This window comes from Pseudomonas sp. RT4P38 (genome assembly GCF_054897765.1).
The window spans coordinates 5489265-5513384 of record NZ_CM142703.1 but is presented as its reverse complement, the minus strand read 5'-3'; the positions used below and the strand labels follow the sequence as shown (position 1 = coordinate 5513384).

Below are 24120 nucleotides of genomic sequence, written 5' to 3'. Positions count from 1 at the left end.
CCGGTGGGCAAATTTGCCCACCGCGTTGTCTATCTCTCTGCCATCGCTTTTCCACTGGCCCATCTGGGTCGTTAGGGAGAATTTCGTTCTCATGATTCGCCGTTCGCTGCGCCGTTCGTTACCTGCCGTTTTCGCTCTGATGTTCGCAGCCCCTTTGCTGGCGGCCCCTGCCGGCCAACAGACGCTGTTCAACTTTGTGCGCCCCGCCGATGTGGTCCAGGTGGCGACTCAGGACGCCAGCCTGCCGCAATCCAACGCCGAGCAAACGGCCGAAGGCGAAGTGCTGCGTCGGGTGACGTTCAACCCGGTGGCACAACCGACCTTGCGCCTGACCCCGCAGACGGGCGCCTGGGACTGGTCGCAGTCGGGCTTCATGAGCTTGCGGATTCAGAGCGCAATGAACTGGGCTGTGACCCTGTACGTGAAAATCCAGAGCAACGATGGCAAGACGCTGGTTAGCCGCGTCGACTTGCCGGCCGGCCCTGCGCAAACTTTATTAGTGCCGCTGCAGCCCTTTACGCCATTGAGCCTTGGCCTGAAAGCCGGTCCGCCGATGCCGATGACGTTTGATGGCCAACGCGTATTGCTGGCCAGCAGCGTCGGTGAACTGGAGCGCAGCCAAGTAGTATCGGTGACCTTGTCGATGGATCAGCCGAAAGTCGCACAAAGTATTCTGCTTGAGCGCTTTGGCGTGCAGGATGGCGATGCGGTCACCCAAGCGGCTTTTGGCGGCCTTGTAGACGCTTACGGCCAGTCAACCCGGGCCAAATGGCCGGAGAAAGTCGGCAGCGACGAGCAACTGAAAACCGCCGCCGCCAAAGAACAGCAGCAACTGAAAACCTGGCTGGCCGAGCGCGAGAAGTCGTCCCTGGACAAGTTCGGTGGATGGAACAAAGGCCCGGCATTCAAGGCTAGCGGGTTTTTCCGCACTGAGAAGCGCGACGGTCGCTGGTACCTGGTGACCCCTGAAGGGCATCCGTTTTATTCGCTTGGGGTCAACACCGTCACCCCGGACGTCAACCAGACTTACATCGCCGGTCGCGAATGGATGTTCGAATCCCTGCCAAAACCCGACGAGCCGCTGGCCAGCCACTATGGCGAAGGCGACAACCGCGGTGGCAACGGTGTCGATCAGGGGCGTGGATTTAACGCCGGTCGCTGGTATGACTTCTATGGGGCCAACCTGCAGCGCTTGTATGGTGAACCTTGCGCATTGGGCAGCGACACCAAGGCCGGTGTCGCCGAAGCCGCCAAGGCTGACGCCGTTGAGGCAACGGCCGATAAGGCCGCTGAGCAACCTGTCGTTCCTTCGACTACCGAATCCGGTGTCGCCGAAGCAGCCAAGACCGGCGCAGTCGACGCGACAGCCGCAAAAACGGCTGAGCAAACACCTGCCGAACCCTGCAAAGCGGTTGTTGATGAACAACGCTGGGCCAGCCACACCCTTGATCGCCTGCGAGCCTGGGGCTTCAACACCCTCGGCAACTGGAGCGACCTGGCGCTGGCCAACGCTGACCGCATGCCGTACACCTTACCGCTGTCGATCGTCGGCGATTACGCCAGCATCAGCACCGGCACCGACTGGTGGGGCGGCATGCCCGATCCGTTCGACCCACGATTCGCCATGGCCACCGAACGTGCCGTGGCCATCGCCGCGCGCGACCATCGCGACGATCCATGGCTGATCGGCTACTTTGCCGACAACGAACTGGCCTGGGCCGGTCCCGGCGACGACCCGAAAGCCCGTTACGCCTTGGCCTACGGCACCTTGAAAATGACCACCGACGTGCCGGCCAAACGCGCGTTCCTCAAGCAATTGCGGGATAAATACCGCAATCAGGCGGGCCTTTCCAAAGCCTGGGGCATTGATTTGCCGGCCTGGGAATTGATGGAAGATCCGGGCTTCGTGCCGCCGCTGCCAAGCGCCGAATACCCGGAAATCGAAGCCGACTTCAAATACTTCCAGAAGGTCTTCGCCGACACGTACTTCAAGACCCTCTCCGATTCGCTCAAGTGGCACGCGCCGAATCAGCTGTTGCTGGGTGGCCGATTTGCCATCAGCACCCCGGAAGCGGTTGAGTCCTGCGCCCAGTATTGCGACGTGTTGAGCTTCAACATGTACACCCTGCAACCGCAGGACGGTTACGACTTCGCCAAGCTGCGCAGCCTGGACAAACCGGTGCTGATCACCGAGTTCAACTTCGGCTCGGTCGATCGTGGTCCGTTCTGGGGCGGGGTGACGCAATTGGCGAAGGAAGAGGACCGTGGGCCGGCTTACGCCAATTTCCTCAAACAGGCGATGAGCGAACCGTCGATCGTCGGCGTGCACTGGTTCCAATACCTTGATCAACCGGTGACCGGTCGCCTGCTGGATGGCGAGAACGGTCACTTTGGTCTGGTGGGCATCACCGATCTGCCGTTCCAGGGGTTCGTCGACAGCGTACGCAAGAGCAATTTGCAGACCGTCGATCAGCTTGGTAAAGACGCCGAGAAGGCCAAGGCTGAGGCGGACAAAACCGGTCACGAAGCTGAGGGCGGCAGAAAAGGCGATGCTGGCAAAGGCGCAGGGCAGGGCGCTGGCCATGCGGGTGGGCATTCCGGCAATGGCCACTGAGTGCTGACAGGTACGTAAGATTTTCTGAGTGTTTCACCCGGGCGGGATGGCGACCGCCCGGCCCGGCCCTGTTCCCAAAACCTTCAATGGCTGGAACAATGCGGCCACTTTGTAGAGCGTTTATCCAGAGGAGTTGCGGGTGCAGATTCAGGGTTTTTACGAGCTGAAGTTCGAAGCGGTGCGTGAAGCTTTCGCGGCGCTGTTCGACGATCCTCAGGAACGTGGCGCGGCGCTGTGCATCCAGATCGGCGGTGAAACCGTCGTCGATCTTTGGGCCGGTAGTGCCGATAAGGATGGCGCTGAAGCCTGGCACAGCGACACCATCGCCAACCTGTTTTCCTGCACCAAGACCTTTACCGCTGTGACCGCCCTGCAACTGGTGGCCGAAGGCAAACTGCAATTGGATGCCCCGGTTGCTCGCTATTGGCCGGAGTTCGCCGCCGCTGGCAAAGAGTCGGTCACCTTGCGTCAATTGCTCTGCCATCAGGCAGGTCTTCCGGCGGTGCGTGAGTTGCTGGCCCCGGAAGCCCTTTACGACTGGCAAACCATGGTTGACGCCTTGGCCGCCGAAGAACCGTGGTGGACGCCCGGGGTCGGTCACGGTTACGCCGCGATCACCTACGGCTGGCTGGTCGGTGAGTTGTTGCGTCGTGCCGACGGTCGTGGTCCGGGTGAGTCCATCGTGGCGCGGGTCGCGAAGCCTTTGGGGCTGGATTTCCACGTCGGCCTGGCGGACCAGGAGTTCCATCGCGTGGCGCACATCGCTCGTGGCAAGGGCAATGTCGGCGATGCCGCGGCCCAGCGCTTGCTGCAAGTGACCATGCGCGAACCGACCGCCATGACCACGAGGGCGTTCACTAATCCGCCGTCGATTATGACCAGCACCAACAAACCCGAGTGGCGACGCATGCAGCAGCCGGCCGCCAATGGCCACGGCAATGCCCGCAGCCTGGCCGGGTTCTATGCCGGTCTGCTCGATGGCAGCTTGCTGGAAAGCGAACTGCTCGACGAACTGACGCGCGAACACAGCCTCGGCGAGGACAAGACTTTACTGACCCGGACCCGTTTCGGCCTGGGTTGCATGCTCGATCAACCGGACGTCCCCAACGCTACCTACGGCCTCGGCCCTCGTGCGTTCGGCCATCCGGGTGCCGGCGGTTCCATCGGTTTTGCTGACCCGGAACACGATGTAGCCTTTGGCTTTGTGACAAATACCTTAGGGCCGTACGTCTTGATGGATCCGCGCGCGCAAAAGCTTGTGCGGGCACTGGCCACTTGTCTGTAAATCGCGCTCAGGGGTTCCAGGGCCGGAACCCCAAGGCCTTTATGGTTTCCAAGCGTCTGTTTTTCCGGGTCAATCCGGCCTGATACTTCATTACTTCATTTTGTGGATATCCAATGTCTTCCAATAAAACTCTCGCTTTGGCCCTGTGCTTCGCTATTACCGGTTGCGCACAAACTCCACAAAATGACTCGGATGGCAGCAGTTGGTGGCCGTTCGGTTCCTCCGACAAAGTCGCCGCTAAAGACCCGGCTCCGACTAAGGCTCCGGCACCCCTGAAGCCTGCCGCGACTGCTCCGGTAGCCAAGACTGAAAGCTCCAGCCATTGGTACTGGCCGTTCGGCTCCGATGATGCCGCCGACAAGACCCCGGCCAAGCCAGAAGTAAAACCTGAAGCTAAACCTGCCGCTGTGACCAAGGCTGAGGCCGATGCAGGTGGCAAATGGTGGTGGCCGTTCGGCGGTAAAGAGCAAAGCACTGCCAAAGTCGTGCCGATGCCTGATCCGAAAGTCACCCAGGCCTGGCTCGATGACTACGAACCGCGCCTGCGCGAAGCGATCAAGGGCAGCAATCTGCAACTCGAGCGCCGTGAAAACGTCTTGGTGGTGACCGCGCCGGTAGAAGGGTCGTTCAACCCTGATCGTCCGGCCATGCTGCTGCCGGTGACCCTCGGTCCATTCACTCGCATCGCGAAAATCCTTGAAGTCGACCCAAAGACTGCCGTGCTGGTGCTCGGTCACAGTGATACGTCGGGCGCTGCACCGGCCAACGTGAAACTGAGCCAGGAGCGTGCCCAGGCCGTGGCGGCGATTTTCCGCCTCAGCGGTCTGCAGCGTGATCGCCTGATGCTGCGCGGTATGGGTGGTGAAGCCCCGCGTGCTGCCAACGACAGCAATGAAGGCCGTGCCTTGAACCGTCGAGTGGAACTGCTGGTGACCCCGCAAAACACCATGGTTGCGTTGCTGAGCAAGTACAACATGCCGGCCCCGGCGCCAGTGAAGATGGTTGCTGACCAGGACATCAAGCCAGTGGTCAAGCCTGTTACTCCTGCACCGGCCGCCAAGAAAGCGGCTGTGCCTGCCGCGAAAAAGGCCCCGGCCAAGAAAGCCGCCGCCAAGAAGACGCCTGCTAAAACCGCGACTCCGGCGAAAAAGACCGCTCCGGCCAAAGCCGCTGCCGACTCGAAAAAAGCCACCGCCGCTGCTGCGGACGGCGACGCCACAAAGAAGTGATTCGTTAACCAAAAGGAATACGCCATGACCCAGGGCCTGGCTGATATGCGTCGCGACTACACCCGAGATGGCCTGACCGAGGCACAAGCCCCGGCCGAGCCATTCGGGCTGTTCCATCAGTGGTTCGCCGATGCGGTGAAAACCGAGCAACCGCCGGTGGAGGCCAACGCCATGACCTTGGCCACCGTCGATCAGGACGGTCGGCCGCATTGCCGCATTCTGCTGCTCAAGGGGCTGGACGAGCAGGGCTTCACGTTCTTCACCAACTACGACAGCGCCAAGGGCGAGCATCTGGCCGCGAACCCGTTCGCGGCCATGACCTTTTTCTGGCCGGTCCTTGAGCGCCAGGTGCGCATCGAAGGACGAGTGGTGAAAGTCACGCCTGAAGAGTCCGACGCCTATTTTCAGGTCCGTCCACTGGGCAGCCGCCTCGGTGCCTGGGCTTCGCCGCAAAGCCGCGTGATCGCTGACCGTGGCGAGCTGGAAGCGCTGCTCAAGAACACCGAGCAACGTTTCAGCGACACGCAACCTCATTGCCCTGAGCACTGGGGTGGTTACCGTTTGTTACCGGAGCGCATCGAGTTCTGGCAGGGTCGTCCGAGCCGCCTGCACGATCGCCTCAACTACCGTTTGCAGGGCGCTAACTGGATTCTTGAACGTCTGGCACCCTAAACAGTCTACCGATCAAGATAGCTTGCCGCAGCGGCTTCCAGCCACTGTGGCAGGTCTCGGCGCTTGATCTTCTGCGCTTGAGCGTTCGCCAGTTGCTGGAGCATGAAAGCCTTTTTATGCTCGTCTTTACCCGCCAGCGCCAACGCCAGATCGCGGTCCATCCAGCGTTTGATCCGCACGTACAACCACCAGTGGAAGTACAGACCGGCGACGGTGGTGACGACAATGATGAAGTAATCCATGAAAATCCTTGGTTCAGTGGCTCAGATTGCGGAATTTGCCGCTACTGTGTGTCAAGTTCGTGGTAGCGCCCTGTACCGGGCCTGAATCAAACCAATTTTATCCGGGCGGGGCAGTGACAGGCGTCAAGCTGCGGAGTTTAATGAATACCTGTCCTTTGGAGTTGATGCTATGCGTAAGTCTGTTCTGCTGGTTGCTTCCTTTTCCACGATGGCGATGTTGCTCACTGGCTGCCAATCGAGCCTGACCGGTGACTCCTACTCCCGTGACGAAGCGCGTCGCGTGCAGACGGTTCGCATGGGTACCATCGAATCCCTGCGTCCGGTGAAAATCGAAGGCACCAAAACCCCGATCGGCGGCCTTGCCGGTGCGGCGGTTGGCGGTGTTGGCGGCAGCGCTATCGGTGGCGGTCGCGGCAGCATCGTTGCTGCTGTTATCGGCGCCGTTGCTGGCGGCCTGATCGGCTCGGCCACCGAAGAAGGCCTGACCCGCGCCCAAGGTGTGGAAATCACTGTTCGCGAAGACGACGGCAGCATGCGCGCCTACGTGCAACAGGTTCAGGAGAATGAAGTGTTCCGTGTGGGTGAGCGGGTGCGGATTGCCACTGTTGATGGGACTAGCCGCGTTTCGCATTAAGCGGGAACGGGTAAAAGAAAACCCCGATCAGGTGACTGGTCGGGGTTTTTTGTTTGAAGTGAGAGTTATACGGCGCTATTTCTAGACGTTGCAGGTGAGTTGAAAAAGAAATGCTGGATTATAAATTTTCTTTCCGAGTATTTCTTCCAAGGCATCAAGCTGCTCGGTCGTGAGGTTGTATCCCTCCCAGCCTTGTTGATCTGCTGTCCATCCCATAATTGCTTTCAGTTCTTTATCATGGCCGTTCGGCAGCTCTTCTTCGAATGCGAGGAGTTCCGTTTTTTTATCAAATGCCTCTATGACGTAAATCATGGTTCTACTTTCCTAGTGTTATCCGCTGGTTTGGTCTGCTCGCCAGTAGTCGGATCATATTCACCGAGATGACGGCCACGTTTGTCGTACATCTCGACAGCCCCATGCTGTGAGTCCCATTCAAATATTTTCCCGTTTGGAGTTTTCCAGCGTTTTCTAAGGCCGCCGCCACCTTTAACCGGGGTCTTACGAGTTGCTCTCGTAGCATCGGGAAAAGCGGTCAGTCCATTTGGCGCTGGATAATATTTGTGGTTAGAAACACCGACCACAATATAAACCGGCGACACCCCCGAACCCGCAGGGAATACCAGAATGAAATCCTTGTACTCAGGCGGATAAACCGGGTTCACGATAATGCTGTCAGCTGCTTCCGTCGGCGGATAAACCCAAATATGCGGCGCTTGCGGCGCAGCCTCCAGTGCTGGAATCCCAAGGATGTCGGATCCATCCACAGCCGGCGTCCAGATCAACTCAACGCCATCCCCGAGATCCGCCACCTGCTGGCTGCCGCGCACACTGAACTGCACGACATCGACCATTTCCCAATCGCGGTTCTTGCCGGTGTAAAACCCATAGCCTTTGAGACTGCCGTCAGCCTGTTGCTCTACCTGTAGACGAACGCGGGTTCTGGCCTGTTTCAGGGTGCGCAATTGATCTTCGGTGTAGAGGGCGCTGTCGCCCAAGCTGGGCGTCCAGAACGCTGCAACCACCGCGGCCAATACGGTGGCTCCAGCAGCACCGACTGCTGCGGCCGGAACGGCGAGAGCCGGCGCGCTGAGTGCAAGGCGGCCAATGCCGAGCGAGAGGGTGCTGCCGCTGATCGTTTCCAGGTTCAGCAGACCTGCATCGTCTACCTCGCGAGCGCCGAGCCAGGCGACTTCTCCGTAGTCCTTAAGGCTGTCGGTGGGCACCATTCCCGAAGGATTCGAGTAATCGATGATGGCGTCGGGAAGCTTGCAGGACTTGGCAAAGACGCATCCGGCGCGAACGGCTTGGTGCTTTTTGGCCACGACCTCACGACTCCGTTCGAAGGCGTCTTGCCTCGCGAGCATGGCGTCGTAAGCGTTTTGTCGGGCCTCGCGCTCGGCCAGTTCGGTGGCCGTCATGAAGCGGTGAGTGACGTGATGCCCGTCGCCTGACGGTGGATTCTGAACCCGGGGAATGTCCTTATTGCCAGCCACTGATCTTCCTTGCGTTCGTACGTCGACAGCCCTCAAAAAAGGGACTGCGCGACGTTAACGAACGTGGCTAATCGTGGCTGTAGGACGAATCCTGAATGTCGCTAAGAGTGTTCTCTATCGCTCAGGATTGCAGCGCAGTGCGCTTGCGACTCGCTGCCGCCGTCACCGCATAACCAATCAATGCCGCCAGAATCGAGCCGGTCAAAATCCCCATCCGATCCATCCCGGCGTATTCACTGGCGCCGGGCACGAAGGCCAGGGATCCGACAAACAGGCTCATGGTGAAACCAATGCCACAGAGGATCGCAACGCCCAATACCTGGCCCCAATTGGCGCCTTGGGGCAGGGCGGCGATGCCGATTTTCACCGCCAGCCAGGTCAGGCCGAAGACGCCGAGGGTTTTGCCCAGCAGCAGGCCAACCGCGATGCCCATGGGCACGTGGTGGGTGAAGCTTTCCATCGTCACGCCACTCAGGGACAGGCCGGCGTTGGCGAAGGCGAACAGTGGCAGGATGCCGTAGGCCACCCATGGGTGCAGGGCGTGTTCGAGGGTCAGCAGTGGCGAAGGTTCGGCGTTTTTCGTGCGCAACGGAATGCAGAACGCGAGGGTCACACCGGCCAGTGTCGCGTGGACACCACTCTTGAGCACGCAAACCCAGAGGATCAAACCGATGATCATGTACGGTCCGAGCTTGACCACGCCGAGCCGGTTCATCGCGATTAGCGCCACAATGCACGCCCCGGCAAGCGCCAGTGAGAGTGTCGACAACGTGCCCGAATAGAAGATCGCGATGACAATGATTGCGCCGAGGTCATCGATGATCGCCAGGGTCATCAGGAACAGCTTCAGCGAAACCGGCACGCGTTTACCGAGCAAGGCGAGTACGCCAAGGGCGAAGGCTATGTCGGTGGCCATCGGGATGGCCCAGCCACCCATGGCTGCCGGGTTGTCGCGGTTCAAAAGCCAGTAGAACAGCGCCGGTACCACCATGCCGCCAATCGCCGCCGCGCCGGGCAGGACGATTTGCGACGGTTTCGACAGTTGACCGTCAAGGACTTCACGCTTCACTTCCAGGCCGATCAGCAGGAAGAACATGGCCATCAGACCGTCGTTGATCCACAGCAACAAAGGCTTGGCAATCTTCAGCGCGCCGATCTGAGCGACCACGGGGGTGTCCAGCAGGCCGTTATAAAGCCACGACAGCGGGGAGTTGTTGATGATCAACGCCAGCGCTGCGGCAGCGATCAATAACAGACCGCTGGCAGCTTCCAACTGGAAGAAACGCGTGAACGTGCTACGCAGAGGCAAGGTCGCTCTCCATCGATGAATTCAAAAGGTGGCACACCCTAACCCGTACCGTTAGTTGTTAAAACAAAAGTTATATTCTTTTTTGTTATAAGCCGTGACAGCGGGAACAGCGGGAACAGCGGGAACAGCGGGAAGGACCTGAGCCTAGCAGTTGCCGAACGTATTGGACCTCAGCTGTACCTGTGCGTGATGTAGGTTTTTTCCTAAGCTTGAAGACTGAGCCTTGCGAAAAGGCCGACTCTTGCCCGATTCGACGAGAAAACCACCATGAGCGACAACCGACAGTGGGCCCGCGAAGCCATCCGGATCATCGAAGCCGATTTCCAGCGCAGCGCCGACACCCACCTGATCCCCTTGCCACTGCCGGGTTTTCCGGGCATCGAGTTGTATTTCAAGGATGAGTCCAGCCATCCCACCGGCAGCCTGAAGCATCGGTTGGCGCGCTCGCTGTTTTTGTATGCGCTGTGTAACGGCTGGCTCAAACCCGGTGCGCCGGTGATTGAAGCGTCCAGTGGTTCGACGGCCATTTCCGAAGCGTATTTCGCCCGTATGCTGGGTTTGCCGTTCATAGCGGTGATGCCGGCGAGTACCTCCAAGGAGAAGATCGCGCAGATCGCCTTCTACGGCGGCAAAAGCCATCTGGTCGACGATCCGACACAGATTTACGCTGAATCCGAACGTCTGGCTCGCGAACACGATGGGCATTTCATCGACCAGTTCACCTACGCCGAACGCGCTACCGACTGGCGGGCGAACAACAACATCGCCGAGTCGATCTTCCAGCAAATGCGCTTCGAGCTGCACCCCGAGCCGAGCTGGCTGATTTCCAGCCCCGGCACCGGCGGCACCACCGCGACGCTGGGCCGATACGTGCGTTATCGCCAGCATTGCACCCGCGTGCTGTGCGCCGACGCCGAGCGTTCGGTGTTCTTCGATTACTACCAGACTGGCGACGCTAGCCTGTGCCTGGACCATGGGTCGCGGATTGAAGGCATTGGCCGGCCGAGGGTGGAAGCGTCGTTCCTGCCCAAGGTGATCGATGCGATGATCAAAGTGCCAGACGCCCTGTCACTGGCGGCCATGCATTACCTGGCGCAGCGTTTGGGTCGTCATGTTGGCGGGTCGAGCGGGACCAACCTGATCGGCGCCTTGATGGCGGCCCAGCAGATGGCGGCGGCGGGAGAGTCGGGGTCGATCGTGGCGATTCTGTGTGATGGCGGCGAACGCTATGCCACCACCTATTACGATCAGGATTGGCTCAAGGCTCAGGGGTATGAGTTGAGTGGTTTGATGGATGCCGTGGCGGCGAGTGTCGAACGTGGCGAGCCGCTGCCGGCCACCGTGCTGCGCGCCAATATCTGACACACCACAGGGGATTTGCGTGCTGACATGGATTGCAAGCACACCCCCCAAAACAAATGTGGGAGCGAGCTTGCTCGCGATGAAGTCTGAACATTCAACAGAGATGTTGATTGGTCTACCGCTATCGCGAGCAAGCTCGCTCCCACAGGGTTTTGCATTATCTCAGGAATTGTCGATCAGTCTTTCAGGCCAAGGATATCGCGGGCCACGGCTTCGGCAATCCGAATCCCATCGACACCCGCCGACAGAATCCCGCCCGCATAACCCGCGCCTTCACCCGCCGGGAACAGGCCCTTCACGTTCAAACTTTGCATCGACTCGTTACGGGTAATCCGCAGCGGTGACGATGTACGCGTCTCGATCCCGGTCAACACGGCGTCGTGCAACGAGTATCCACGAATCTGCTTCTCAAACGCGGACAACGCTTCACGAATGGCTTCGATGGCGAATGGCGGCAAGGCCAACGCCAAATCACCCAAGGCAACGCCCGGTTTGTAGGACGGTTCTACGCTGCCCAACGCGGTCGACGGCTTGCCGGCAATGAAATCGCCGACCAGTTGCGCCGGCGCTTCGTAGTTGCTGCCGCCCAGCACAAAGGCGTGGGATTCCAGGCGTTCCTGCAACTCGATACCCGCCAGCGGGCCGCCCGGATAATCGACTTCCGGGGTAATCCCGACGACGATCCCAGAGTTGGCGTTGCGCTCGTTACGCGAGTACTGGCTCATGCCGTTGGTGACCACACGGCCCGGCTCGGACGTCGCCGCCACTACAGTGCCGCCCGGGCACATGCAGAAGCTGTAGACCGAACGTCCGTTGCTGGCGTGGTGCACCAGTTTGTAGTCGGCAGCCCCGAGTTTCGGGTGGCCGGCGTACTTGCCCAGACGCGCGCGGTCGATCAGCGACTGCGGGTGTTCGATGCGGAAACCCACCGAAAACGGCTTGGCTTCCATGAAAACGCCACGGCCATGCAGCATGCGGAAGGTGTCCCGGGCGCTGTGACCGAGGGCCAGAATCACGTGTTTCGAATGAATCTGCTCGCCGCCATTGAGTTCTACGCCGACTATTTGGCCGTCCTCGATCAACACGTCGGTGACCCGCTGCTGGAAGCGCACTTCGCCACCCAACGCGCGAATCTGCTCACGCATGTTCTCCACAACGCCGGTCAGACGGAACGTCCCGATGTGCGGTTTGCTGACGTAGAGAATTTCTTCCGGCGCACCGGCCTTGACGAACTCATGCAGGACTTTGCGTCCGATGAACTTCGGATCCTTGATCTGGCTGTACAGCTTGCCGTCGGAGAATGTCCCCGCGCCGCCCTCGCCAAATTGCACGTTGGATTCCGGGTTAAGCACGCTTTTACGCCACAGGCCCCAGGTGTCCTTGGTGCGCTGACGCACTTCGGTGCCGCGCTCGAGGATGATTGGCTTGAAGCCCATTTGCGCCAGCAGCAACCCGGCGAAAATCCCGCACGGACCAAAACCCACGACGACAGGACGTTGCTCTAGATCAGCGGGCGCCTGGCCGACCACTTTGTAGCTGACATCCGGCGCCACGTTGACGTTACGGTCATCGGCGAACGTGTGCAGCACCGCCGCCTCATCGCGAACGTTAAGGTCGATGGTGTAGATGAAACACAGTTCGGAGGACTTTTTGCGCGCATCGTAGCTGCGCTTGAACAAGGTGAAATCGAGCAGGTCATCACTGGTGATGCCCAGGCGCTGCACGATGGCAGGGCGCAGGTCTTCATCGGGATGGTCGATCGGCAGCTTGAGTTCGGTGATTCGTAACATGACAGGATCCGGTTCGCGGGGCGCACAACTGCGCCAAGGCGTTTGAAGCCCGCGATTATAAGCCTCAAAGAATGATTCCCGTGAGGCTAAAACGATCAGTCGTTACGCGATCCGCCGAAATACCCGCAGCCGCGCTGAACCTGGCCGTCGACGCGCAGTTCGGCGCTCATGTGCTGGACGCTGCCGGTGGTGCTGTCGACGCAACGTTGTGGCGCAACCCACAATTCGATGTGCTGGTTATTGGCTTCAGTGCTGAGATTGAAGCGGCCATCGCCCAGTTGCTCTTCAACGTAAGGTACGGCCAATGGCGGCTGACCGGCGCGGTCGATGACCATGCCTTTGCCGCTGACTTTCACGTTCCATTCCGGTCCATGGCCGGCGGCGCGCAGAATCAGCAGTTTGAAATTCGGATCGTTGCACACGGTGCCCGAGCGCTCGACGCGGTACAACTGCTCCAGATCGAGGCGGCTATCGGCGCCGCTTGCAACGATCTGGCCGCGTACGTCGGCAAACAACTTACCTTGGGCATCGGCCAGGGTCGCGGCCTCTTGCAGGACACTGGTGCCGCCGGTGTCGATGACCACGTAACTACGTTGCTCATTACACGGCTGGAACAACAGCTTGCCATCGGCCGCCGTCAACTGGCCCTGCATGCGGGTCTGGCCCACGTGGGACGCACTTTCACGCGGGCCATCGAGCAACTGGCAAGCAGTGAACAGCGGAAGCAGGGCAACGAGGACTAAGTAACGGGCAACACGCATCTTTGAGTCTCCTGACAAGTGCCGCCACGTTACGCAGCCTGACCGTTCATCACAAGGGCTTAGCCCACGTGAAAGGTCTGACCTGTTTGCAAGCCTTCTACGCTTTTGGCGTAGGCCAATGCCACATCGGCTGCCGGAACCGGTTTATAGCCGCGAAAGTACGGCGCGTATTTGCCCATGGCTTCGACCAGAACGTTCGGGCTCACCGAATTGATGCGCAGACCACGAGGCAGTTCAATGGCGGCAGCGCGGACGAAGCTGTCCAGGGCGCCATTGACCAGCGCTGCCGAGACGCCGCTGCGAATCGGGTCGTGGCTGAGGACGCCAGTGGTGAAGGTGAACGAGGCGTCGTCGTTGGCGTACTCGCGGCCGATCAGCAGCAAATTGACCTGGCCCATCAGCTTGTCTTTCAGGCCCAGCGCGAAGCTTTCTTCGGTCATTTCGCCCAAGGGTGCGAAGGTCACGTTGCCGGCGGCGCAGACCAGCGCATCGAACTTGCCGGTCTGTTCGAACAGCTTGCGAATCGAGGCGCTGTCGCTGATGTCAACATGGAAATCACCGCTGTTGCGGCCGATGCGGATGATCTCGTGACGCTCGGACAACGCCTTGTCGACCGCCGAACCGATGGTGCCGCCTGCCCCTATCAAAAGAATTTTCATCATGCTGATCCTTGAGTGGTTTGAATGAGGTCTCAGTCTAGAGTGGTTTTTTCCATTGATAAGCGCGCTAATAGGCAACCTTTGGTTTTCAAATGGAAACAATCCATGAGCGAAATGGATGATCTGGCAGCGTTCGCCGTGTTGATCGAAGCCGGGAGTTTTACCTTGGCGGCCCAGCAATTGGGTTGCAGCAAGGGCCAGCTCTCCAAGCGTATCAGCTTGCTGGAGACGCGCTTTTCCGTGGTCTTGCTGCAACGCACAACCCGCCGCTTGAGTTTGACGGCAGCGGGCGCGGCGCTGTTGCCGCAAGCCCAGGCGCTTGTAGTCCAGGTCGAGAGGGCGCGCCAGGCATTGGCGCGGTTGAAGGATGATATGGCTGGGCCGGTGCGTATGACGGTTCCTGTTTCGCTGGGGGAAACCTTCTTCGATGGCTTGTTGCTGGAGTTTTCCGGCAAGTACCCCGAGGTGCAGATCGAGCTGGATCTGAGTAACAACTACCGTGATTTGTCCCGCGACGGGTTTGATCTCGCGGTTCGCTCCGAGGTGGGCAATGACGAGCGCCTGGTGGCCCGGCCGCTATTAGCCTGGCACGAGATGACCTGCGCCAGCCCGGCTTACCTTGAACAATACGGCGAACCGCTGACACCGCAGGCCCTCGCTGAACATCGCTGTCTGCTCAACAGTCACTACAGCGGCCGCGAAGAGTGGCTCTATCACCAGCAACACGAGTTGTTGCGGGTACGCGTGTCGGGACCGTTCGCCAGCAACCACTACAGCCTGCTGAAGAAAGCGGCGCTGGCTGGCGCCGGCATTGCGCGGTTGCCGTCCTACCTGCTGCAAGCGGAATTGGCTGATGGACGTTTGCGCTGGCTCTTGCGTGACTATCAGACGCGCAGAATGCCGATGTACCTGGTGCACCCGTATCAGGGTGGATTGCCGAAGCGCACGCAGGTGTTGGCGGATTACTTGATTGGCTGGTTCAAGCGCAGTGGCGAAGCGCTGGATCGGCTCCAGCACACCACATAGATCCCAAGGAGCGAGCCTGCTCGCGAAAGCGGTAGGGCAGACAACATTTCTGTTGAATGTGAAATTGCATTCGCGAGCAGGCTCGCTCCCACAGGGTGATCTTCGGGGTCAGGATTCTTGTGGGTCGATTTGATCCAGCGCCCGATTCACCGCCAGCTCGCCCAGCATGATGCTTTGCTGGATACCGAGCAGCATGTTGCGGTGCGAACCTTCCAGGAAAGCGGCGAAATTGCTGGACATCACACTCGCCGACGCTAGTGATTCGCAGGCATGGCCCAGCAGGGTTTGCACATCGATACCGGGCGCGACGACAAACATAGGGCTGGGATTGTGCGGGGGATTGGGGGTGTTCTTGAACATAACGGGAGCTCACTAATTGAGGTTGCAACCCTGTTCGCGACTAACTGAAATTAGGGTGGCAGCTGTGTGCAGGTTAGTCGACCGATGAGCCCCAGAAACTCGGCGCGCCCGAGGGCGCCCTGCACACAGCCGCCGTCAAGTGCAGGGAAGGGATACCTGACTCTATGGCACCTATGCGTTTCTAGGGCAAAACAACCGAGCGACTAAACCCGACCACTGATGGGCAGTGGCGGGGGAAACGATAGAGGCCAGGCCCGAGGCGCACAAGCCGGCGGATTCTGGCTTAGCTGTAGGCAACGACGCAAGGCGATGTAGCTTGCAGGAAGTAACACTGACGCTAATTAAACACGCTCTGCAAAACATCCAATATCCCCTGTGGGAGCGAGCTTGCTCGCTCCCACAGGGGATTTTCATCGTTGCTGAGTTTGTGTGAGACACAAAAAAACGGCCCGAAGGCCGTTTTATGTTTACCGCAAAGACTCAACCACCCAGGTACGCTTCACGCACTTTCGGATCAGTCAGCAGCGCTTCACCAGTACCTTGCATCACCACCCGGCCGTTCTCCAGAACGTACGCGCGGTCAGCAATTTTCAGCGCCTGGTTGGCGTTTTGCTCAACCAAAAACACCGTCACGCCATCCTTGCGCAGCTGTTCGATGATGTCGAAGATCTGCTGGATGATGATCGGTGCCAGGCCCAACGAAGGTTCGTCGAGCAACAGCAGCTTGGGTTTGCTCATCAGTGCACGACCGATGGCGAGCATTTGCTGTTCGCCACCGGACATGGTGCCGCCGCGCTGGGCGAAGCGTTCTTTCAGGCGTGGGAAAAGTCCCAATACCTTGTCCATCTGTTCTTGATAATCGCCCTTACTGGTGAAAAAACCACCCATGGAGAGGTTTTCTTCCACGGTCAGGCGGGCAAACACCCGACGACCTTCCGGGACCACGGCGATGCTCTTGCGCATGATCTGCGATGAGCTCTGACCGACCAGTTCCTCACCCATGTAGCGGATGCTGCCGCTGTGGGCCTGCGGCGAACCGCAGAGGGTCATCAGCAGGGTCGACTTGCCAGCACCGTTGGCGCCGATCAGGGTCACGATTTCGCCCTGACGGACTTCGACGTTGACGCTGTGCAGGGCCTGGATCTTGCCGTAGAAGGTGGAAACGTTTTCGAATTGCAGCATTTACGCTTCCCCCAGGTAGGCTTTGATCACTTCGGGATTGTCGCGGATCTGTTCCGGTGTGCCGTTGGCCAGGGGCGTGCCCTGGTTGATCACGACGATGTGGTCGGAAATGCTCATGACCAGTTTCATGTCGTGTTCGATCAGCAGCACGGTGACGTTGTGCTCTTCACGCAACATGCTGATCAGTGCCTTGAGGTCTTCGGTTTCCTTGGGGTTCAGACCGGCGGCCGGTTCGTCGAGCATGAGGATCCGCGGTCGGGTCATCATGCAACGGGCGATTTCCAGACGACGTTGCTGACCGTAGGCCAGGGTGCCGGCCGGACGGTTGGCAAACGCTGTGAGGTTGACCTTGTCCAGCCAGAACTCGGCGAATTCCATCGCCTCGCGCTCGCTCTTGCGGAACCCCGGGGTCTTGAACAGGCCCGCCAGGAAATTGGTGTTCAGGTGACGGTGCTGGGCGATCAAGAGGTTCTCGACCGCGGTCATGTCCTTGAACAACCTCACGTTCTGGAAGGTGCGCACCACGCCTTTGAGGGCGATCTTGTGGCCCGGCAGGCCTTCGATCGGCTCGCCGTCCAGCAGGATGCTGCCGCCACTCGGCTTGTAGAAACCGGTCAGGCAGTTGAACACCGTGGTCTTGCCGGCACCGTTGGGGCCGATCAGCGCCACGACCTGTTTTTCGTGCACGGTCAGGGCCACGCCGTTGACCGCCAGCAAGCCGCCGAAGCGCATGCTCAGATTTTCGACTTTAAGGATCTCGCGGCTCATTTGCGCAGCTCCATGTGAGGGCGTTGCATGGGCAGCAGACCTTGAGGACGCCAGATCATCATCAGCACCATCAAGGCGCCGAACATCAACATGCGGTATTCACTGAACTCACGCATCATTTCCGGCAACAGGATCATCACCACGGCGGCCAGGATCACGCCCAGTTGCGAGCCCATGCCACCCAACACCACGATGGCGAGAATGATCGCCGACTCGATGAAGGTGAAGGACTCCGGCGTCACCAGGCCCTGACGCGCAGCGAAGAAGCTGCCGGCAAAACCGGCGAAGCTGGCGCCCAGGGTGAAGGCCGAAAGCTTGATGACCGTAGGATTGAGACCCAGTGCACGGCAGGCGATTTCGTCTTCACGCAGCGCTTCCCACGCGCGGCCCAGAGGCATGCGCAGCAGGCGGTTGATGACGAACAGCGCAGCCAGTGCCAGGAACAACGCCACCAGGTAAAGGAAAATCACCTTGTTGATCGAGTTGTATGCCAGGCCGAAGTACTCGTGGAAGGTCTGCATGCCTTCGGCGGCTTTACGTTCGAAGGTCAGGCCGAAGAACGTTGGTTTCTCGATGTTGCTGATACCGTTCGGGCCACCGGTGAGGCCAGTCAGGTTACGCAGGAACAGACGGATGATTTCACCGAAACCCAGGGTCACGATCGCCAGGTAGTCACCGCGTAGACGCAGTACCGGGAAACCGAGCAGGAAGCCGAAGGTGGCCGCCATCAGACCGGCGATCGGCAGGCAGATCCAGAAGCTCAGACCGTAGTAATGCGACAGCAGCGCGTAGCTGTAGGCGCCGACGGCATAGAAGCCGACGTAACCGAGGTCGAGTAGGCCAGCCAGGCCGACCACGATGTTCAGGCCGAGGCCGAGCATCACGTAGATCAACACCAGTGTGGCGATATCCACCGCCCCGCGAGAGCCGAAGAACGGCCAGACCAGCGCGCCGGCGATCAACGCAATGATGATCCAGCGCTGGGTGGTCGGCAGGGTCAGGAAGTTACTGGCCTTGGACGGAATCAGCGGCATGTTTGGCGAGGAGCGCCAGGCCGAGCTGATCTGCTGGTCGAAGAGCACCCGCAGGAACATCAATACCGAGCACACGGCGATGGTTATCAGGGTGGCGTCGCTGGTGCCATGGACTTCGAGGTTGATGCCGACGATGGTCAATTTCAGACCGAGTACCGGGTAGGCTACGGCCCACACCAGCAAGGCGCTGAACAACGCCTGTTTAAGATTCCTAGTCATACTTTCTCAACCTCCGGACGGCCCAACAGGCCGGTTGGCCGGAACAACAACACCAGAACCAATAGACCGAACGCCACAACGTCCTTGTACTGGTCACCGAAGATATCGGCACCAAAGGCTTCCGCCACCCCAAGCACGATCCCGCCGAGCATGGCTCCAGGGATGCTGCCGATGCCGCCCAGTACCGCTGCGGTGAAGGCCTTGAGGCCGACGAGGAAACCGGCGTTCGGGTTGATCACGCCGTATTGCATGCTCAGCAGCACGGCCGCGATGGCCGCCAGTGCGGCACCGATGACGAAGGTCAGGGCGATGATGTTGTTGGTGTTGATACCCAAGAGGTTGGCCATCTTGATGTCTTCGGCACAGGCACGGCAGGCGCGACCCAGACGAGAGCGGGAGATGAACAGCGTCAGGCCGAGCATGGCGACCAGGGTCACCACGAACACCACGATTTGCATGTAGGAAATCAACACTTCATGTGCGCCACCTGGCCCGAAGGCAAAGTTGCCCGGAATCAGGTTGGGGATGGATTTATCCTTGGAGTCTTGCGCCAGCAGAACCGTGTTCTGAAGGAAGATCGACATGCCGATGGCGGAAATCAGCGGGATCAGACGGTTGCTGCCGCGCAAGGGGCGGTAGGCGATCCGTTCGATGCTGTAACCGTAGGCACTGGTCACGACAATGGTCGCGAGAAAAGCGGCGGTCATCAACAGTGGAACACTGTCGAGTCCCATCATGGTCAGCCCGGCGATGGCGATGAACGCCACGTAAGAGCCAATCATGTACACCTCGCCGTGGGCGAAGTTGATCATTCCAATGATGCCGTAAACCATCGTATAGCCGATGGCGATCAGGGCATATGTGCTGCCAATGGTCAGACCATTAACCAGCTGTTGGAAGAAGTGATAGATGTCAGGCATTACAGCGCTCCTAAAAACCTGATACGCATTTCACTGGTGGAGTCATTTTCCCGCTCGAGCCCCGTGGATCTGCATCCACTTCGAACGCGAGGTTTGCCAGCGAACCGCTGATGACGGTTTTGAGATTTTCAGGTGGGGAGACTGGCGGATCACGCCAGCGCGGCCCTATACGTTCGTAAAACAAAGCCCACGGCACGCCGTGGGCTTTATTGGCAGTCAGTCAGGCAACGCCTTACTGAGGTTTTGCTTCAGTTTTAGGTTTGCCGAAGTGCCACTCGTAAACCACAAATTTGAAGTCTTTCAGGTCGCCCTTGTCATCGAAGCTCAGGTCGCCGGTAGGCGTCTTGAAGGTGCCTGCGTGGATGGCAGCAGCCACTTTGGCAGTGTCTTCGGACTTGGCAGCCTTGATGCCGTCGGCAATCACGGTCACAGCCGAGTAGGCCGGGAACACGAACGGACCGCTCGGGTCTTCTTTCTTGGCTTTGAACGCATCAGCCAGGGCGATGTTCGCCGGATCCTGGTCGAAGGATTTCGGCAGGGTCACCAGCAGACCTTCGGAAGCCTCTTTGGCGATCTGCGAAATCGAGTCGTTACCCACGCCTTCCGGACCCATGAACTTGGCTTTCAGGCCTTTTTCCTGGGCTTGACGCAGGATCAGACCCAGCTCCGGGTGGTAGCCGCCGTAGTAGACGAAGTCAACGTTGGCTTGCTTGAGCTTGGCGATCATCGAAGAGAAGTCTTTGTCGCCGGCGTTGATGCCTTCGAACACGGCAACCTTGACGCCTTTGCCTTCCAGTGTGGTTTTAACGGCGGTGGCGATGCCTTCACCGTATTGCTGTTTGTCGTGCAGAACAGCAACGATTTTCGGTTTTACGTGATCGGCGATGTAGTTGCCAGCGGCAGGGCCCTGGGCGCTGTCGAGACCGATGGTGCGGAACACCATTTTGTAACCACGAGCTGTGATGTCCGGGCTGGTGGCAGCCGGGGTGATCATGATCACGCCTTCGTCTTCGTAGATGTCCGAAGCCGGTTGAGTGGAGCTGGAGCACAGGTGACCGACCACGAACTTGACGCCGTCGTTGACGACTTTGTTCGCGACCGCTACCGCTTGTTTTGGATCACAGGCGTCATCGTATTCAACGGCTTCGAGTTTCTTGCCGTCTACGCCGCCTTTGGCGTTGATCTGTTCGATGGCCATTTTGGCGCCACTGAACTGCATGTCGCCGTATTGGGCTACAGGACCGGTTTTAGGGCCGGCGATGCCGATCTTGATGGTGTCAGCTGCGAACGAATGGCTGGCAACCCCGGCCAGAACCATAGCGGCAAACAGTTTTGAAATCTGCTTAGTAGCCTTAGTCATAGTGCTCCACTCTTACTGTTGTAGTTTTTATAGTCCTGGCGCCGTAGCAGCAGAACCGGGTCAGATATCTTCGATATCCTCCGGAAAATGCCCCCGGCAACTGTACCGGTACAGTGTAGAGCGCCAATTGTTAGCCTGGGAAGCTGGCGCCAGGGGGCAATACCAGAGGGTGTCGCTTTATTGAAAGAAAAAGACAGAATCGCGGCGGGGGTTCAGGCTGAATGAACAGCAATCCTTGGCTTTCCTGCACTTTTCAATCGGTAACTCAATTGCATCCGGGTTTTTCTGCCAGACCACCGACGTTATGATTACGTCAATTTATTTTCCGGACAGGACCCATGACTCAAGAACCTAGCACCCTCTATGCCAAGCTGCTTGGTGAAACCGCATCTATTACCTGGAAGGAGTTGGAGCCGTTCTTTGCCAAGGGTGCCCTATTGTGGGTCGACCCCGGTCTGGATTTGATTGCCGCAGCGGAGGCGGTGGCAACGGATGAAGGCGAGAAAGTCGCTGCCTGGCTGGCCGCCGACAAAGTCGCCAAGCTGTCTGAAACGCGGGCGCTGGATCTGTTTGAGCGCGATCCGGCGCTCTGGGCAGTGGTTGTTTCTCCATGGATCCTGATCCAGGAAAGGGCGACGAAGTGAAGGCTTGCACATTATTGGTGCGTCGTTTCGGCGGCTAAAAGTGTGTAGGTGAGTAGCGTGATGGCATGTTGCCGTAGAGAAAGGCCACAGAAGGGTCTTGGCGAGGGTGACGTAAACGGAACGGGAACAGTTTTGTTAGCAGCCTGATGGCTGCTTAATTGTTTCTGAATGTTGGATTTGTAGTGAATGTGAGGCCGCCATCGTCGGAACGCCGCCCGGAGCAAGCTCGCTCCCACATTTGATCGCATTCTTCTGAAAGAACGCGGCCCCCCTGTGGGAGCGAGCTTGCTCGCGATTGGAGCGCCGCTGATTAAGCGGTTTTACCGGTATGGTTATTCAGCGAAATAACCTTGGTCTTGCCAATCCGGTGGCGGTAGATCTCGCGCAGATACTTGATCGCCTTCTTCACGCAATCCCGGGACAAACGAATGTCGTTGATCGAGACGAACTTATCCTTGTCATTGATCAGCTCACGGTACTTCTTCTCGTACATCGGCTTGATCGCGTACCAGTTGGTGTCGAGGATCTTCGCCGGGTTCTCGAATTCATTAAGCAGTTCGTCGATCCGGTCCTCGTCGAAATCTTCATTAATGATGAAGTCCAGGATCGAGTTATCCAGGGTCTCGTCAAAGCGATACGGGTTTTTCGCAAAGCAACGCTTGATGAAGGCCACGATCAGCGTCAGGAAGTCGTCCGACAGGCACGGGCTCTTGGCGATCAGGGTGGTCAGCGACAGGTTGGCCGAGGCGCCGATTACCAGCGCATATCGCTTGAGCGTGGTGTTCGGAAACAGGCTGTTGAGGTGGGTCTTCAACCGGTTCAGGTCCATGTAGGACAGCTTGTAGTCCTTCGGCAGCGATACAATCGAGACCACCGACGAGCAATTCTTGAAGAAGTGCAGGTCGTGCAATGCGGCTGCGTCATAGCCCGAATTCTTGTACTGCTCCAGCGACGCGCGATAGCGTTTGGATTCGATCGGCAACAGGCTGATGCCTTCGATCGCCTGGGTCACTTTGTTGAAGTGCGGCAAGTCGATGGAGCGGAAGAACAGGTCGTCGATGTTCAGGCGCTGCGGTTCTTTCTCGAACACCTTGAACTTGTCGCTGCTCGGCGGCGGGGTTTCCGGCACCACGGACTCGGCGTAGGCAATCGCCACTGGACCGGCCAGACTCATGAACAGGTCGTTGGCGTCGAGGCGAATGGTTTCGCCAATGTCGATGCCGGCCCGACGGAAATAGTTCTGGTCGTAGTCGGTGGTGACTGCCTGCGCCGTCAGAATGTTGAAGATCTGCTGTGAGATGTATTGGTTGGCGTGCTTTTCCATCGCGTTGACGTCGATGTTCTGAATGTTGCCGTCATCGCTTTCTTCGGCGTAACGCATGATGTCGTTGGAGATCAGCATCATCGCGTTCCATGGACGGATCCGGCCCATGACACTGGCTTCGCTGCTGTCTTCATTGGCGAAGTTGTAGGAGAAGTCCCACTCTTCCGACAGGTACTTGCACAGCAGGCGACCGGCGTTGATGTGCAGCGCCTCGGACATTTCGCTGCGGTGATCGGAAATGTTCGGCAGCACGCAGATGCCGCTGGTGAAAATCGGCTCGAAAACGAACGAGTGGCCGCTTTTGCCGTCGTGCTCGTCCATCGGTTTGGTATCGAACGTCTTGTTCATGTACGAGTGCTGCTGCGCCAGGCCGAATTCCGAGGCCATGCCCGAACCGGTACCGCCGCCGGCACTGAAGATCGAGAAATACAGGCGCGACTGGTTGGCCTTGATCCCGCAGCTGTCGATCAGGTACGAGTGAATCATCTTCCAGTCAGGGCTGGAGAAACGCTGGGTGTCCTTGTTCAGGATGATCTTGGCCAGGTACTGACCGAGGATCGGCGCGTTACCGGCGCCACCGGCGTGGACTTCCGACAAGTCCATGATTTTCATTTTGCTGTAGTCACGCAAAAAGCCGCTTTTTTCACCCTTGCGCGAGAAACGGATACGACCGGCGATGTCCTTGTCCAGGTCGCCGAGCATCACCAGCGGTTCTACCAGGAACACTGGTTTGGTGGCTTTGTTCGGCCCCAGACGGAGGTTGTTGCGAATCCACTGTGCCGGGCTGTAGCCCTTTTCGGCGTAGCGTTTGTCCGGCGAAAGACGGTCTTCGTTATTGAACTCGTTGAGGTAGAACTTGCGGGCGTTGTACACCAGCTCCGCGACGTCCAGCGCGATGTTCGAACCGCAGCGGCCCAGGCCGATCAGGCACACCGACGGGAATTCCTGATCGCTGTGATGTTCACTGTCGCCTTCCAGATGCGGTGGGCGCGGGAACACCATGTCGCGCAGGCCGTCGAGGTTGTCGAGGATACGGTCGGTGTTGGTTTCGGTGAAGTACAGGTATTGCTGAGTTGCCAGCGGGCGCGATGGGGTCAATGGCTTCGAGGGGGCGGGGCTGTTCGCCGCAGGGCTCAGGGTCAGATCGGATATTGCAGCAGCCGGATTGTTTTTAGAAGTCATTGTGCGCCATGTACCTGGACTGGTTGGTTGGGCGACAGGCTGTCGTCAAAC

The 24120-nt window shown here is 58.8% G+C and carries 22 protein-coding genes; 8 read left to right on the top strand and 14 right to left on the bottom strand.

The annotated features are described in order from the left end of the window. The first annotated feature begins 91 nt into the window (after window positions 1-91). From ACYZT7_RS25585 to pdxH, 4 genes are all read left to right on the top strand, one after another. The gene (locus tag ACYZT7_RS25585) at window positions 92-2614 is read left to right on the top strand and encodes a beta-agarase (RefSeq protein ID WP_462038703.1); all 2523 of its coding nucleotides are present in this window, start codon (window positions 92-94) and stop codon (window positions 2612-2614) included. A 139-nt stretch (window positions 2615-2753) separates the two neighbouring features. Beyond that, window positions 2754-3899: a serine hydrolase domain-containing protein gene (locus ACYZT7_RS25580; RefSeq protein ID WP_462038702.1), complete on the top strand. Its 1146-nt coding sequence runs from the start codon at window positions 2754-2756 to the stop codon at window positions 3897-3899. 113 nt (window positions 3900-4012) lie between these two features. Next, window positions 4013-5128 carry an OmpA family protein gene (locus ACYZT7_RS25575; protein WP_462038701.1) on the top strand — a complete coding sequence of 372 codons (1116 nt, stop codon included), beginning with the start codon at window positions 4013-4015 and terminating at the stop codon, window positions 5126-5128. A 24-nt stretch (window positions 5129-5152) separates the two neighbouring features. Continuing rightward, window positions 5153-5800, top strand: a complete 648-nt coding sequence (gene pdxH, locus ACYZT7_RS25570) for a pyridoxamine 5'-phosphate oxidase (protein WP_462038700.1) — start codon at window positions 5153-5155, stop codon at window positions 5798-5800. A 5-nt stretch (window positions 5801-5805) separates the two neighbouring features. Here pdxH and ACYZT7_RS25565 read toward each other — a convergent pair whose 3' ends face one another. After that, window positions 5806-6042 carry a hypothetical protein gene (locus ACYZT7_RS25565; protein ID WP_462038699.1) on the bottom strand — a complete coding sequence of 79 codons (237 nt, stop codon included), beginning with the start codon at window positions 6040-6042 and terminating at the stop codon, window positions 5806-5808. Window positions 6043-6211: 169 nt separating this feature from the next. Here ACYZT7_RS25565 and ACYZT7_RS25560 point away from each other — a divergent pair, with 169 nt between their 5' ends. Next, entirely contained in the window at window positions 6212-6676 is a 465-nt protein-coding gene (locus ACYZT7_RS25560) for an outer membrane lipoprotein (RefSeq protein ID WP_017336812.1), read from the top strand. Window positions 6677-6757: 81 nt separating this feature from the next. On the opposite strand, the gene ACYZT7_RS25555 is transcribed toward ACYZT7_RS25560, so the two are convergent. The 3 genes from ACYZT7_RS25555 to nhaA all read right to left on the bottom strand — a co-directional run bounded on the left by ACYZT7_RS25555 (window position 6758) and on the right by nhaA (window position 9478). Further along, window positions 6758-6988, bottom strand: coding sequence for a DUF7683 domain-containing protein (locus tag ACYZT7_RS25555; RefSeq protein ID WP_461965616.1), 231 nt, complete (start codon window positions 6986-6988; stop codon window positions 6758-6760). Beyond that, entirely contained in the window at window positions 6985-8169 is a 1185-nt protein-coding gene (locus ACYZT7_RS25550; protein ID WP_462038698.1) for a colicin E3/pyocin S6 family cytotoxin, read from the bottom strand. The genes ACYZT7_RS25555 and ACYZT7_RS25550 overlap by 4 nt, the downstream gene beginning before the upstream one ends. Window positions 8170-8290: 121 nt before the next feature. After that, complete coding sequence (gene nhaA / locus ACYZT7_RS25545; protein WP_462038697.1) at window positions 8291-9478, bottom strand: Na+/H+ antiporter NhaA; 1188 nt, start codon at window positions 9476-9478, stop codon at window positions 8291-8293. A gap of 267 nt (window positions 9479-9745) precedes the next feature. Between nhaA and ACYZT7_RS25540 the strand changes: the two genes are divergently transcribed. Beyond that, window positions 9746-10840, top strand: coding sequence for a PLP-dependent cysteine synthase family protein (locus ACYZT7_RS25540; RefSeq protein ID WP_462038696.1), 1095 nt, complete (start codon window positions 9746-9748; stop codon window positions 10838-10840). A gap of 176 nt (window positions 10841-11016) precedes the next feature. Here the strand turns inward: ACYZT7_RS25540 and ACYZT7_RS25535 are convergent, their stop codons facing one another. The 3 genes from ACYZT7_RS25535 to ACYZT7_RS25525 form a co-directional block, all read right to left on the bottom strand. Then, window positions 11017-12630 (bottom strand): NAD(P)/FAD-dependent oxidoreductase, encoded by a 1614-nt coding sequence (locus tag ACYZT7_RS25535; RefSeq protein ID WP_462038695.1) that lies wholly within the window; start codon window positions 12628-12630, stop codon window positions 11017-11019. Between the two features lie 95 nt (window positions 12631-12725). Next, a complete protein-coding gene (locus tag ACYZT7_RS25530) occupies window positions 12726-13391 on the bottom strand; it encodes a COG3650 family protein (protein WP_462038694.1) in 666 nt (221 codons plus the stop codon). A gap of 59 nt (window positions 13392-13450) precedes the next feature. After that, window positions 13451-14050, bottom strand: a complete 600-nt coding sequence (locus ACYZT7_RS25525; RefSeq protein ID WP_462038693.1) for a short chain dehydrogenase — start codon at window positions 14048-14050, stop codon at window positions 13451-13453. A 105-nt stretch (window positions 14051-14155) separates the two neighbouring features. Between ACYZT7_RS25525 and ACYZT7_RS25520 the strand changes: the two genes are divergently transcribed. After that, complete coding sequence (locus ACYZT7_RS25520; RefSeq protein ID WP_462038692.1) at window positions 14156-15076, top strand: LysR family transcriptional regulator; 921 nt, start codon at window positions 14156-14158, stop codon at window positions 15074-15076. Between the two features lie 108 nt (window positions 15077-15184). Here the strand turns inward: ACYZT7_RS25520 and ACYZT7_RS25515 are convergent, their stop codons facing one another. From ACYZT7_RS25515 to ACYZT7_RS25490, 6 genes are all read right to left on the bottom strand, one after another. Beyond that, window positions 15185-15436, bottom strand: a complete 252-nt coding sequence (locus ACYZT7_RS25515) for a DUF6124 family protein (protein WP_462038691.1) — start codon at window positions 15434-15436, stop codon at window positions 15185-15187. A 480-nt stretch (window positions 15437-15916) separates the two neighbouring features. Next, on the bottom strand, window positions 15917-16618 hold the full coding sequence (locus ACYZT7_RS25510; RefSeq protein WP_462038690.1) for an ABC transporter ATP-binding protein: 702 nt from the start codon (window positions 16616-16618) through the stop codon (window positions 15917-15919). Beyond that, complete coding sequence (gene livG / locus ACYZT7_RS25505) at window positions 16619-17386, bottom strand: high-affinity branched-chain amino acid ABC transporter ATP-binding protein LivG (RefSeq protein WP_449642623.1); 768 nt, start codon at window positions 17384-17386, stop codon at window positions 16619-16621. Continuing rightward, complete coding sequence (locus tag ACYZT7_RS25500) at window positions 17383-18639, bottom strand: high-affinity branched-chain amino acid ABC transporter permease LivM (RefSeq protein WP_462038689.1); 1257 nt, start codon at window positions 18637-18639, stop codon at window positions 17383-17385. Before ACYZT7_RS25500 ends, livG begins: the two co-directional genes overlap by 4 nt. Then, complete coding sequence (gene livH, locus ACYZT7_RS25495; protein WP_462038688.1) at window positions 18636-19559, bottom strand: high-affinity branched-chain amino acid ABC transporter permease LivH; 924 nt, start codon at window positions 19557-19559, stop codon at window positions 18636-18638. Before livH ends, ACYZT7_RS25500 begins: the two co-directional genes overlap by 4 nt. 232 nt (window positions 19560-19791) lie before the next feature. Then, window positions 19792-20919, bottom strand: coding sequence for a branched-chain amino acid ABC transporter substrate-binding protein (locus ACYZT7_RS25490; protein ID WP_462038687.1), 1128 nt, complete (start codon window positions 20917-20919; stop codon window positions 19792-19794). A gap of 338 nt (window positions 20920-21257) precedes the next feature. On the opposite strand from ACYZT7_RS25490, the gene ACYZT7_RS25485 reads away from it, so the two are divergent. Next, the gene (locus ACYZT7_RS25485) at window positions 21258-21563 is read left to right on the top strand and encodes a DUF2288 domain-containing protein (RefSeq protein WP_462038686.1); all 306 of its coding nucleotides are present in this window, start codon (window positions 21258-21260) and stop codon (window positions 21561-21563) included. Window positions 21564-21873: 310 nt separating this feature from the next. Here the strand turns inward: ACYZT7_RS25485 and ACYZT7_RS25480 are convergent, their stop codons facing one another. Further along, a complete protein-coding gene (locus tag ACYZT7_RS25480) occupies window positions 21874-24069 on the bottom strand; it encodes a hypothetical protein (RefSeq protein ID WP_462038685.1) in 2196 nt (731 codons plus the stop codon). Window positions 24070-24120 lie beyond the last annotated feature (51 nt).

What these genes read in the sequence shown, in the direction of transcription:
- ACYZT7_RS25560 (WP_017336812.1), top strand. Translation starts at nt 6,212, where the DNA reads ATGCGTAAGTCTGTTCTGCTGGTTGCTTCCTTTTCCACGATGGCGATG.
- ACYZT7_RS25485 (WP_462038686.1), top strand. Translation starts at nt 21,258, where the DNA reads ATGACTCAAGAACCTAGCACCCTCTATGCCAAGCTGCTTGGTGAAACC.
- ACYZT7_RS25585 (WP_462038703.1), top strand. Translation starts at nt 92, where the DNA reads ATGATTCGCCGTTCGCTGCGCCGTTCGTTACCTGCCGTTTTCGCTCTG.
- ACYZT7_RS25500 (WP_462038689.1), bottom strand. Translation starts at nt 18,639, where the DNA reads ATGACTAGGAATCTTAAACAGGCGTTGTTCAGCGCCTTGCTGGTGTGG.
- ACYZT7_RS25555 (WP_461965616.1), bottom strand. Translation starts at nt 6,988, where the DNA reads ATGATTTACGTCATAGAGGCATTTGATAAAAAAACGGAACTCCTCGCA.
- ACYZT7_RS25490 (WP_462038687.1), bottom strand. Translation starts at nt 20,919, where the DNA reads ATGACTAAGGCTACTAAGCAGATTTCAAAACTGTTTGCCGCTATGGTT.
- ACYZT7_RS25525 (WP_462038693.1), bottom strand. Translation starts at nt 14,050, where the DNA reads ATGAAAATTCTTTTGATAGGGGCAGGCGGCACCATCGGTTCGGCGGTC.
- ACYZT7_RS25535 (WP_462038695.1), bottom strand. Translation starts at nt 12,630, where the DNA reads ATGTTACGAATCACCGAACTCAAGCTGCCGATCGACCATCCCGATGAA.
- livH (WP_462038688.1), bottom strand. Translation starts at nt 19,559, where the DNA reads ATGCCTGACATCTATCACTTCTTCCAACAGCTGGTTAATGGTCTGACC.
- ACYZT7_RS25565 (WP_462038699.1), bottom strand. Translation starts at nt 6,042, where the DNA reads ATGGATTACTTCATCATTGTCGTCACCACCGTCGCCGGTCTGTACTTC.
- ACYZT7_RS25510 (WP_462038690.1), bottom strand. Translation starts at nt 16,618, where the DNA reads ATGCTGCAATTCGAAAACGTTTCCACCTTCTACGGCAAGATCCAGGCC.
- livG (WP_449642623.1), bottom strand. Translation starts at nt 17,386, where the DNA reads ATGAGCCGCGAGATCCTTAAAGTCGAAAATCTGAGCATGCGCTTCGGC.
- ACYZT7_RS25480 (WP_462038685.1), bottom strand. Translation starts at nt 24,069, where the DNA reads ATGACTTCTAAAAACAATCCGGCTGCTGCAATATCCGATCTGACCCTG.
- ACYZT7_RS25515 (WP_462038691.1), bottom strand. Translation starts at nt 15,436, where the DNA reads ATGTTCAAGAACACCCCCAATCCCCCGCACAATCCCAGCCCTATGTTT.
- ACYZT7_RS25530 (WP_462038694.1), bottom strand. Translation starts at nt 13,391, where the DNA reads ATGCGTGTTGCCCGTTACTTAGTCCTCGTTGCCCTGCTTCCGCTGTTC.
- ACYZT7_RS25520 (WP_462038692.1), top strand. Translation starts at nt 14,156, where the DNA reads ATGAGCGAAATGGATGATCTGGCAGCGTTCGCCGTGTTGATCGAAGCC.
- ACYZT7_RS25540 (WP_462038696.1), top strand. Translation starts at nt 9,746, where the DNA reads ATGAGCGACAACCGACAGTGGGCCCGCGAAGCCATCCGGATCATCGAA.
- ACYZT7_RS25575 (WP_462038701.1), top strand. Translation starts at nt 4,013, where the DNA reads ATGTCTTCCAATAAAACTCTCGCTTTGGCCCTGTGCTTCGCTATTACC.
- pdxH (WP_462038700.1), top strand. Translation starts at nt 5,153, where the DNA reads ATGACCCAGGGCCTGGCTGATATGCGTCGCGACTACACCCGAGATGGC.